Annotated in this window: 9 protein-coding genes and 1 pseudogene; 2 read left to right on the top strand and 8 right to left on the bottom strand. The window is 65.0% G+C overall.

From position 1 onward, the window contains the following. Window positions 1–12: 12 nt before the first annotated feature. Together VFP86_14325 and VFP86_14320 are read left to right on the top strand one after the other, a co-directional pair. Window positions 13–150 carry an acyl-CoA dehydrogenase family protein gene (locus VFP86_14325; GenBank protein HET9000811.1) on the top strand — a complete coding sequence of 46 codons (138 nt, stop codon included), beginning with the start codon at window positions 13–15 and terminating at the stop codon, window positions 148–150. Between the two features lie 84 nt (window positions 151–234). Continuing rightward, a complete protein-coding gene (locus VFP86_14320) occupies window positions 235–1,257 on the top strand; it encodes an IS110 family transposase (GenBank protein ID HET9000810.1) in 1,023 nt (340 codons plus the stop codon). Window positions 1,258–2,764: 1,507 nt separating this feature from the next. Here the strand turns inward: VFP86_14320 and VFP86_14315 are convergent. The 8 genes and pseudogenes from VFP86_14315 to VFP86_14280 all read right to left on the bottom strand — a co-directional run. Beyond that, window positions 2,765–3,700, bottom strand: a complete 936-nt coding sequence (locus VFP86_14315) for a creatininase family protein (GenBank protein ID HET9000809.1) — start codon at window positions 3,698–3,700, stop codon at window positions 2,765–2,767. Between the two features lie 86 nt (window positions 3,701–3,786). After that, a complete protein-coding gene (locus tag VFP86_14310) occupies window positions 3,787–4,803 on the bottom strand; it encodes an ABC transporter ATP-binding protein (protein HET9000808.1) in 1,017 nt (338 codons plus the stop codon). Further along, entirely contained in the window at window positions 4,804–5,766 is a 963-nt protein-coding gene (locus tag VFP86_14305; protein HET9000807.1) for an ABC transporter ATP-binding protein, read from the bottom strand. 2 nt (window positions 5,767–5,768) lie between these two features. Continuing rightward, the gene (locus VFP86_14300; protein HET9000806.1) at window positions 5,769–6,641 is read right to left on the bottom strand and encodes an ABC transporter permease; all 873 of its coding nucleotides are present in this window, start codon (window positions 6,639–6,641) and stop codon (window positions 5,769–5,771) included. Beyond that, window positions 6,638–7,330 (bottom strand): ABC transporter permease, encoded by a 693-nt coding sequence (locus tag VFP86_14295; GenBank protein HET9000805.1) that lies wholly within the window; start codon window positions 7,328–7,330, stop codon window positions 6,638–6,640. The genes VFP86_14300 and VFP86_14295 overlap by 4 nt, the downstream gene beginning before the upstream one ends. Window positions 7,331–7,351: 21 nt before the next feature. Further along, a pseudogene (locus VFP86_14290) lies at window positions 7,352–7,630 on the bottom strand (ABC transporter permease). 30 nt (window positions 7,631–7,660) lie between these two features. Continuing rightward, complete coding sequence (locus tag VFP86_14285) at window positions 7,661–9,271, bottom strand: ABC transporter substrate-binding protein (protein ID HET9000804.1); 1,611 nt, start codon at window positions 9,269–9,271, stop codon at window positions 7,661–7,663. Window positions 9,272–9,404: 133 nt separating this feature from the next. Further along, a partial coding sequence (locus tag VFP86_14280; protein HET9000803.1) for a hypothetical protein occupies window positions 9,405–9,612 on the bottom strand: 208 nt, incomplete at its 5' end.

Genomic DNA, 9,612 nt, shown 5'->3' with positions numbered 1-9,612 from the left:
GCGTACGAACGGATGATCGCGGACGGCTACCTGCGCCTGTGCATCCCGGAATCAGTCGGTGGCGACGGCCGGTCGTTGGTGGACACGGCGCTGGTGTACGAGGAGCTGTACACGGAAAACGCGAGCGTCGCGCTGACCCTGATGTCATAAGAGTATTGGCCTCCCAGTCCAGCCTGCGGTAGGCTGGCTCCCAGAGGGCCCGCCAAGACTCTCTGAAGAAGGAGGCCAAAACCTATGGTAACGGTTGGGGTTGATCTCCACAAGCGCGTCTCCCAGATCGCGGTCCTTACTGCTGGGGGCGAGGTCGTGCAGCACCGCATGGACAACATCCCGTCCACCATGCGGCAATTCTTTGCGCAGATCCCCGCTCCCGCCCAGATCGCCATCGAAGCCTGTGGCACGTGGTGGTGGCTCGTGGATCTCCTGGAGCAGCTCGGCCATCGTCCCGTCCTCTCGCATCCCAAACAGACCAAAGCAATTGCTGCTGCCCGCCTGAAGAATGATCGCGTCGATGCGCAGCGGCTGGCCCTCCTGCTCCGTGGCGATCTTCTCCCCACGGTCTGGATCCCGCCCGCTGACTTACGGGAGGCGCGGGAGCTGGTCCGGCATCGCATCACCCTCGTCTGGCTCCGCACTCGCGTCAAGAATCAGCTGCTCGCGCTCCTGGCACGCCGCAACCTTCAGCCCACCTCGGGCAAAAGCTGGCTGACGATCCGAGGGCAACGAGAACTCGGGATGGTCCCGCTGACTCCAATGCCGAGCCTCATCCGTGAGCATTGTATCGCGCTGCTCCACGTCCTTGATGTGCAGATCCGCGGCCTCGACGAAGACCTAGCGCGTCGCTGGGGACCTGATCCTCGGGTGCAGCGGCTCAGGACGATTCCGGGGATCGGTCCCTTCATCGCGATACTCGTCATTCTCGAGGTGGGCCACATTCACCGCTTCCCCACAGCTAAGCACCTGGCTAGCTACGCAGGACTAACCCCCCGCGTCCGCGCCAGTGCCGACCGCGTGCGGACGGGGCACATCAGCAAGGAAGGTAATCGGCTCCTGCGCTGGGCCCTCACTGCGGCCGCCACCCAGGCGTGCCGCCAGCCGGGGCCGTTGCGGGCCTGGTATCGCACGGTGCAGAGCCGCAAAGGGAAGAAGGTCGCGCGGATCGCCTTGGCCCGCCGCCTCGCGGAGGTCATCTATCACGTCTGGAAGACGGAAACCGATTTTCTGACCATGCTCCGCCAGAAGGCGGCGCAGGGGTGAGCCCGGTGCCGAACATGGTCCTCGGACCGCGTCCCTGAATGGGCAGCCCCTGGGCCTTCTGTCGGAAGATGACGTCGAATCCGTCATCATGAGCCTTGCGGCTCGAAGAGATGTGTGACACCACGGCCCGCAAGAGGTGCAAGGAAGACTGATACGCTCTACGCGACGAACAACACCGGCGTTTAGGCATCACGGGATGCCAAGGAGGCGATGCTTCGCCCGCAGGCTTGACACCGCCAATACTCTTAGAGATGTTCGGCAGGACTTGGAGGCCCCGGCTTGTAGAAACCTTCTTGGTACTTCGCCGGACGGCCCCAAGGGGGTGGAGAACATGAAGACAGCCGTCCTAGTCCTAGTGTCACTTCTGCTTCTCGTTGCTCCGGCTGCATCCCAGACCACAGACGACAACCGTATCGTGCCGGGTGTGCGGATCGGGAAGTGGACGTTGCAGATGACTATCGACGACCTCCTACACATGAATGGCCCAGCGAGTCCGGTACCTCACTATGCGAATTCTATAAGGTCACGAGATTTTTGGCAGTACTCATGGTACTCTGCGAACTTTGGTGCGCAAGCGTTTGACAAGAAGAAGGTCGAGGTTCTGGTGGCCGGACCGGTGGAGATCTAAACAACGTCGTACCCTATAAGACAGATAATCGGAATTTCCATTTTAGTTCCTGGAACTCCTTCCATCGGAAGACCCTGCCCGGCTCTTTGCCCGATCTCGTCCTGGCAGCCCCCGACGAAAGCTCGTTCGTGTCCTCCCGAGACTCTCACTCCCGTACCAACTGAACTCCGTCCATTAGGCGCGGATGAGACCTTTTAGGGATTCCTGGTCTGGCAGGTTCAATGCAAGAACACCCCCCCGCGGACGGCTTAATGTCGAAAACTTGGCACGGGAAGTCGGTGTGGCCACCGTGTATCATGCGACCCGTGTTCTGCTGATTTGCAAACTGCCCCATTAGTGAGCAGGCACGGTCCACCTGGGCGATCCTGTCCGCGGTCGAAGCCCCTCTTCCCGCTCGGATGCTTGGCTTCCGCCCGGAGTGCCGTTGGACGTTGTGTGCGGCGACGTTGTCCTTCTTGTGTACCTCCGGTGCTCAAAGCACGGGACCACATCTGCGTCGACACGCGCCGTACTCTCGTGGACGTCAAAGGCCTTGTTGCCCCGGGTCACGCCCCGCCCGCCGAACTTGGCGACCAGGGCCGCTCCGACCTCGTTCTTGAACTGGGCGTAAGTATGCGGTAAGTCAGTGATGCCGACATCTTCTTTGGTAAGTCCCCCCGACATCGAGGGATCATAGAAGAAGATGGGCATGTAGCATACGCAGATATCGACGTCGCTGTCCTCGGCGTTCTTGCCAAACTTGTCTTGTTACCAGCCGCTTCCTTCGCCATAGGCCTGCAATCCCCACTACCAGCAAGGTATGTGGCGGTAACCAGCGTCAGCAATCCCAATATTCCTCGAAACCCCACGGACGCATGCCCAGCCGACGATGATTATCGTTTAGGATTTTCCGAGAGCTTTGGAAACGTCGATTTTCTGGAATTCTCGTACGAACGCCGAAATGTACTCAGCTTGGCGTTCGATAGTTTCCTCGCCTCTGCGCCGAAGTCCGTCGAATGCGCTCCTCTCTATCTCAGGGGGGCTTTCCACATCGATATCCCACGCATCGACCGGGATCGTCACCTGCGCTCCCGCGTACTCGAAAGTGTTGAAACCCAACGGCTTGATCTTCTCGCCGAACAGTTTTCTCACAAGCGGGTCGGAACCCCATTCTCCTTTGTATCCACCGGCTCTCAGATCAATGATGTCCGCTCCATCTATGGCGATGGCAACCGCCAGCTCCGACAGCGCAGCCCATGAGGTGAAATTGCCCTCCGAGAAGAGGGCTGGGTTCAATGCCCTCTCGATGGAGCCCCACGACACAATTGCGACCAACATTCCAAGTGGTCGCACATCCCGACCGGCCCCGACTAAGACCTCGTGGTTGCCACCGTGGCCGTTGAGAAAGACAACTCTCCTGACACCATTCCTGTATAGACTCCGGCAGATATCGATGTAGACGTCCTCCATCACATGCTGACCGATGGCAATCGATCCCGGATAGTCTCTCATCTTGTCGTTTTCGCCATAGGCCATCAACGGCAGGATCGTCAAGCCGGTTCTCCTCCCCACTTCATCCGCCAACTTCTCAACGGAACGAGCGTCAATGCCTATGGGCGTCGGGCCGTGTCCATGGAGTGTTCCGACGGGCACGATCGCCGTATCTGATCGCTTGAATGCCTCTTCAGCCTCCATCCAGGACATATCCTGCAACCGGTACTTTCTCATTGAGTTTCGCCTCCTTTCGATCGCACGCCGCCTGCTGGTGCATCCGCCGAATATCATCCACCCCTCGCGCTCGCACCCGTCGGGCCACTTCCTCCTTGCCAGGGACATCGTGACTCCGATTCAAGGCGTGGGAATGTTGCTCGGGGCGTCTATGGGGAGATCAGGCGCCGGCGCCGACAAGGCGGCGGATGGAACTATGCACGGGGCGGCGGCGGCGTTTCTATTGACCCGGGGTCCCACGTGCCTCCCCGTTGCTCGTCCAGAAACCGAAGGCACCGGACCGCCCGCTTGGGCGCGAACGGCACGAGGGCGGCGGGACGGCTGACGCACCGCGGCATAGCGAACGGGCAGCGCGGGTACAAGCGGCAGGTGTCAAGGGGATCAATCGCCGAGGTGACCTCGCCCCGCAGCAGGATGCGCCGCTTTTCCTGTCCGGGGGCATCTCGCGGCGTCGCGCTGAGCAGCGCTCGCGTGTACGGATGGGCGGGCCGGTGAAAAATGTCGTCTACGGGCCCCGTCTCCACGATCTGACCGAGATACATCACCGCGACGTGCTGCGCGAGCGCGCTGACGAGCGGTAGATCGTGCGAGATCAGCAGGTAGCCGAGCTGCCGGCGTGCCTGGATCTCGACAAGCAGCTGCATGATCTGCGCCTGGATTGATACGTCGAGTGACGCGGTCGGCTCATCGAGGACCAGAAGGCGCGGTTCCGGAGCCAGGGCGCGGGCGATGGCGACCCGCTGCTGCTGCCCCCCGGAGAGCTGGTGCGGATACCGGCCCGCGACATCGGGAGAGAGCCCCACCTGCTCAAGCAGCGCGCGGACTCGCGCACCGGCTTGTGCCCTCGAGGCGAGGCCGTTCAGCCAGATCGGTTCGGCGATCTGGGCGCCTACCGGGAGCCGCGGATTCAGGGAGTCGTAGGGATCCTGGTAGACCATCTGCATCCGGGGGCGCAACCTCCGCAGCGCATTCGCGGACGCCGCCGTCACATCGACGCCATCCAGGACCACGCGTCCGGCCGTGGGCTCTTCCAGCCGAAGAATGCACCGGCCCGCGGTAGACTTGCCGCTGCCGGACTCGCCGACGAGGCCCAGCGTCTCGCTCGCATCGATCGCGACGTCGATGCCGTCCACGGCGTGGACAACGTGCCGCGCCCGGGGCCCCACGCCGTGGGGACCGTAGAACTTATGCAGGCGCTCGACGCGGAGCATCTAGACCGCCCCCTGCGCCCAGAAATGGCAGCGCACCATGTGGCGGGCATCGGCCGCCTCGGGGACGGCGTCGTCTTCGGCGCATCGGTCCCTGGCGAGGGGGCACCGTGGGTGGAACGGACATCCCGGTGGCATCTCGTGGAGGTCGGGCACGCGTCCCGGAATCGGCACGGGAAGGGCGCGGCTGCCGCTGCGCACGCGGGAGGCGATCAACCCCCGAGTGTACGGGTGCAACGGCCGGCGAAACAGCGTGGCGGCGGGGGCGGATTCGACGATCCGACCCGCATACATCACGCTCACCTCGTCGCACATCTCCGCGACGAGCCCGAGGTCGTGGGTGATGAGCAGGACCGTGAGCCCCAGATCGCGTTGTAGCGTTTTGAGCAGCTCGACGATCTGCAGCTGGATCGTGACGTCGAGCGCCGTGGTTGGCTCGTCCGCGACAAGCACCGCCGGGCGGCAAGCCAGCGCCAGCGCGATCATCACGCGCTGGCACATCCCGCCGGACAGCTGGTGCGCGTACGCTTGCATGACGCGCTCGGGGCGAGGCAGTCCCACCCGTGCCAGCAGCGCCTGTCCCTCCTCCGTCGCTGCACGGGCGGTGAGGCCACGGTGCCGGCGGAGGACGTCGGTGAGTTGCGCCGCGATCGGGAAGACCGGGTTCAGGGACGCGCGCGGCTGCTGAAAGATCATCGCGATGCGGGCGCCGCGGACGCGTTCCATCTGACGCTCGGGCAGGGTGAGGAGATCCGCCCCTTCGAGCAGAACGCGCCCGCGCCGAATCTCGGCCGTGGGCGGCAAAAGCCGCATCACGGCGAGGGCCGTCACCGTCTTGCCGCAGCCGCTTTCGCCGACCAGGCCCGTCACCTTCCCCGGAGCAAGGCGCAGGTCGACCCCATGGAGGGCCGTCGCGGAGTCCCGCGCCGAACGGAACGCGACCACGAGGTCCCGCACCTCGAGCACGGCTACCGCCTTTGCGGATCCAGCAGATCCTGCAGACCGTCGCCGATCAGGTTGAAGCCCATCACCACCAGCGCGATGCAGAGGCCCGGATAGAACGACACCCACCAGGAGCCGGAGGTGATCCGCGCCACGCCCATCGCCACCATCACGCCCCACTCCGGCTCGGGAACGCGGACGCCGAGCCCGACGAACGACAGGCCGGCCGCGGTCAGGATCGCCCACCCCGACTGCAGGCTGGATTGCACGAAGATCGGGGTCAGGCAGTTGGGGATCAGGTGTACGAGCAGGAGCCGCCACGGCGGGTTCCCCGCGCCGCGCGCAGCCATCGCGTACATCGCCTGCTTCACCACTAGTAGCCGGGCCCGCATCAGGCGGGCGTAAACCGCCACGTTGATCAGCGCCACCGACAGGATCAGGTTTCGAAGGCTCGGGCCCAACGCTGCGGCGATCCCCATGGCCAGGATGAACGAGGGGAAGGCCTGCAGGACGTCCATGCTTCGCATCACGGCTTCGTCGACCCACCCACCGGAGAACCCCGCCAGCGCCCCCAGCGTGCATCCCAGGGCCAGCGCCACGGCGACCGCGACGAGCGCTATCTCCAGATCGATGCGCGCTCCCCACAACACCCGGGACCAAATGTCCTCGCCGAAGTCGTCGGTGCCCATGAGATGCGCGCCTCCCGGCGCTCGCAGTGTGTCGCCGGGATCCGTCCTAAGCGGGTCGTATGGGGCCAGGACCGGCGCGGCGAGGCCGGCTACCGCGACGAGTGCGATCAGTACGGCCCCGGCCGCCGTCACGGGGTGCGCGCGCAGCAGATCGACGGCGCCGCCCCAGGCCGGCCGCGGCGCGCTGCCGGCTCCGGTCACCGCGTTCATGCCGCGACGCGCGGGTCGAGCACGCCGTAGAGGACGTCCACCACGATGAAAATGGTGACGTAGATCACCGTCGCGTAGAGGATGAACCCCTGGACGGCCGGGTAGTCGTTCCCGCTGACCGCGTTGAAGGCATACCGGCCGAGGCCCGGCCACGCGAACACCGTCTCGACAAGCACGGAGCCTCCTAGGAGGAACCCGTACACGATCGCCAACATGGTGAGCACCGGCAGCATGGCGTTCCGGAACGCGTACGTCCACACCACGCGCCGGGCGGGAATGCCGAGCGACCGCGTCGCCCGGACGTGAGGGCTCGACAATATCTCCAGCATGCTGGTCCGGGTGATGCGGGCCAGCGGCGCCACGGCCGCGAAGGCCAGCACGGCGACGGGCAGCACGAGGTGCCGGACGGCATCGATAAACGCCGCGCCGTCCCCGGCGAGGAGGCTGTCGACCAGCAGCAGCCCCGTGACCTGGTGCGGCGGTACGCTCTGCGGGCTGAGCCGGCCCATCGGCGCCGGAAGCAGGTGCCACGTCGAGTACAGAAGGTAGATCAGGACCAGGCTGAGCCAGAAGATCGGCAGCGCCACCCCGGCGACGGCGACGACGCGCACCAAGTGGTCGATCCAGGAGCCGGCCCGCACCGCGCCCAACACCCCGAGCGGCACGCCGACGACAGTCGCCACGACCATCGCCGTCGTCGTCAGCTCCATGGTCGCGGGGAAGAATCGGCCCAGGTCCTGGGCCACGGGGTGACTCGTCGTGAAGGAAAAACCGAAGTCGCCTCGCGCCACGCCCCCGATGTAGGCCAGATACTGAACCCACAGCGGCCGGTCGAGGCCATAGTGGGCCATAAGCGCCTGCCGCTGCGCGGGGGTGGACATGGGGCCCGCGATCTGGTCGATCGGGCTTCCGGGGAGCACGCGTGTCAGGACAAACGTGACCAGGGTGACGCCGAGCAGCACCGGCAGCGCGAGGGCGACGCGGCGGGCGGTGAGCCTAAGCGCGCGCGTGGGGCGGCCTCACTCCTTGGTCAGATAATAGTAACGCAGCCGCACGTCCGCGGGATAGTAGACGACGCCGCCGACGTTCTTTCGCGTGGCCAGGACGAGGTCTGGCTGGTAGAGGAACACCCACGCCGCCTCGTCGGTGGCGATCTCCTGGATTCGACGCGACGCGTCGGCGCGCGCCTTGAGGTCGGTCGAGACCGTATACTTGGTGATCAAATCGTCGATCTCTTTGTTGTGGTAGTTGGTATAGTCGCAGCAGCTACTCTTCAGCAGCCAGAAGACGTGATAGAAGGGGTCGTTGTTGATCGAGTTCCATCCGGGATGGTGAAAGAAGACCAGCTCGTGCTTCTGCAGGGCCGCGGTAAACGCCGCGCCCGGCATCTCGTTGATCGTGACGTTGACCCCCGTCCTCGCCAGGGCGCTCTTCACCCAGACCGAGATGCTCTTCGATTCGGCGAGATCGGCGCGGGACGTAAAGGTGAGATTCGTCCCGCTCGGGAAGCCGGCCTCGGCCAGCAGCGCCTTGGCGCGAGCCGGATCCGTCTTGTACTTGAAGAACTCATCGGTGTGCGTCGGCATCCCGCTCGGGACCGGGCTGGTCAGCGGGCGGGCGAACCCGACCATCACGCTGCGGATGATCGTACCGTACGGGATGGCATAGGAGATCGCCTGCCGCAGCTTCACGTTGTTGAAGGGGGCGACGCTCGCGTTCATCCCCAGGAACGACACGATGCGGGTCGGGAAGCGATAGATGGTCACGTTCGGGTCCTTCAGGAGCTGCACCTCGTCCAGCGGCGCGAGGTCGCGCGCGATGTCGGCGTCGCCCGACTTAAGCAGGGCGAGCCGCGCCGAGGGGTCGGGGACGATGCGCAAGACCACGCGGGCGATCCGTGGAGGCGGCCCCCAGAAATTCGGGTTGCGTGTCAGCACGAACTCCACGCCCGGCTGCCACGACTCCAAGACGTAGGGCCCCGTCTCGGTGCCCTTCGTGTTGGACTTGAGCCATTCGTGGCCGGATGGATCCGCGGCCGTCATGTGCGGCCGCACAACGTTCGGGTTGAGGATGGAGTGGCCGTACTGTGACATGTTGCCCAGGAGCAGGGTGTTCGGCTCCGAGATCCCAAACTCTACCGTCCGATCGTCAACGACGCGCACGGCGTCCTTGGTCCTGACCTCGGCCATCTTCGTGAGCGCCGCCGTGGTAGCGTTCTGGTCGAACAGCCGGTCGTAGGTGAACTTCACCGCGTTCGCGTCGACCGGGTCCCCGTTCGAGAACTTGAGGTTCCGCCGCAGCGTGACGAGGAGCTTCTTGCCGCCGTCCGTCAGCCGGAACGATTCCGCCAGGTTGCCGACGAACTCGTTGGCGGCACCGATCGTCTGCCCGTTGGGCTGCTTGACCACCTTGTAGTCGATCAACCAGGAGTAGACGTTGGTGAGGGTCTCTAGGGTGAAACTGTCCGACGATGCGTTTGTGGGGTCCAGGTTTTGCATGTCGCGGGAGACCGCGACGACGAGGGTCTGTTTCACATCCGGCGCGGCGCCGGCCAGCGTCGCCCGCGCCAGCCCGGCCGCAAGCAGCGCCACGATCGCAACACTCGCAAGACGAAAGCGGCCGGGTCGCATCACCATTCCCCCTTGCCTATGTACGTCATGAAGTACCGCGGTCGCGGCAGCCAAGGACGCGTGCTCCCGCTCATATTCCACGGCTTTGAAATCAAGTCCTATAGGCTGCGCGCGCGCCGAGCCGGCGGCCGGGCTAGAGGCCGGGGATGGGGTCGACCTCGACGAGCCTCCCCGGCGGCGGGCCGGGACGTATGCTGCCTCGATCGACCGCCTGCACAGACCGCTCCGCCGCCATCGTGCGCCGCAGAGAGCCGGTCGCCTCCGGGTCGACAGCCGTTCCATCCGCCCGGAGCACCACCCCGTATTCCTCGCGCGCCTGCTCCGGTGACACGAGTCCGCGC

This window comes from bacterium, from assembly GCA_035703895.1.
Classification (GTDB): domain Bacteria; phylum Sysuimicrobiota; class Sysuimicrobiia; order Sysuimicrobiales; family Segetimicrobiaceae; genus Segetimicrobium.
This window is presented reverse-complemented; position numbering and strand designations above follow the sequence as displayed.

What these genes read in the sequence shown, in the direction of transcription:
- VFP86_14325 (HET9000811.1), top strand. Translation starts at nt 13, where the DNA reads ATGATCGCGGACGGCTACCTGCGCCTGTGCATCCCGGAATCAGTCGGT.
- VFP86_14320 (HET9000810.1), top strand. Translation starts at nt 235, where the DNA reads ATGGTAACGGTTGGGGTTGATCTCCACAAGCGCGTCTCCCAGATCGCG.
- VFP86_14315 (HET9000809.1), bottom strand. Translation starts at nt 3,700, where the DNA reads ATGTCCCTGGCAAGGAGGAAGTGGCCCGACGGGTGCGAGCGCGAGGGG.
- VFP86_14310 (HET9000808.1), bottom strand. Translation starts at nt 4,803, where the DNA reads ATGCTCCGCGTCGAGCGCCTGCATAAGTTCTACGGTCCCCACGGCGTG.
- VFP86_14300 (HET9000806.1), bottom strand. Translation starts at nt 6,641, where the DNA reads ATGAACGCGGTGACCGGAGCCGGCAGCGCGCCGCGGCCGGCCTGGGGC.
- VFP86_14295 (HET9000805.1), bottom strand. Translation starts at nt 7,330, where the DNA reads ATGGTCGTGGCGACTGTCGTCGGCGTGCCGCTCGGGGTGTTGGGCGCG.
- VFP86_14285 (HET9000804.1), bottom strand. Translation starts at nt 9,271, where the DNA reads ATGCGACCCGGCCGCTTTCGTCTTGCGAGTGTTGCGATCGTGGCGCTG.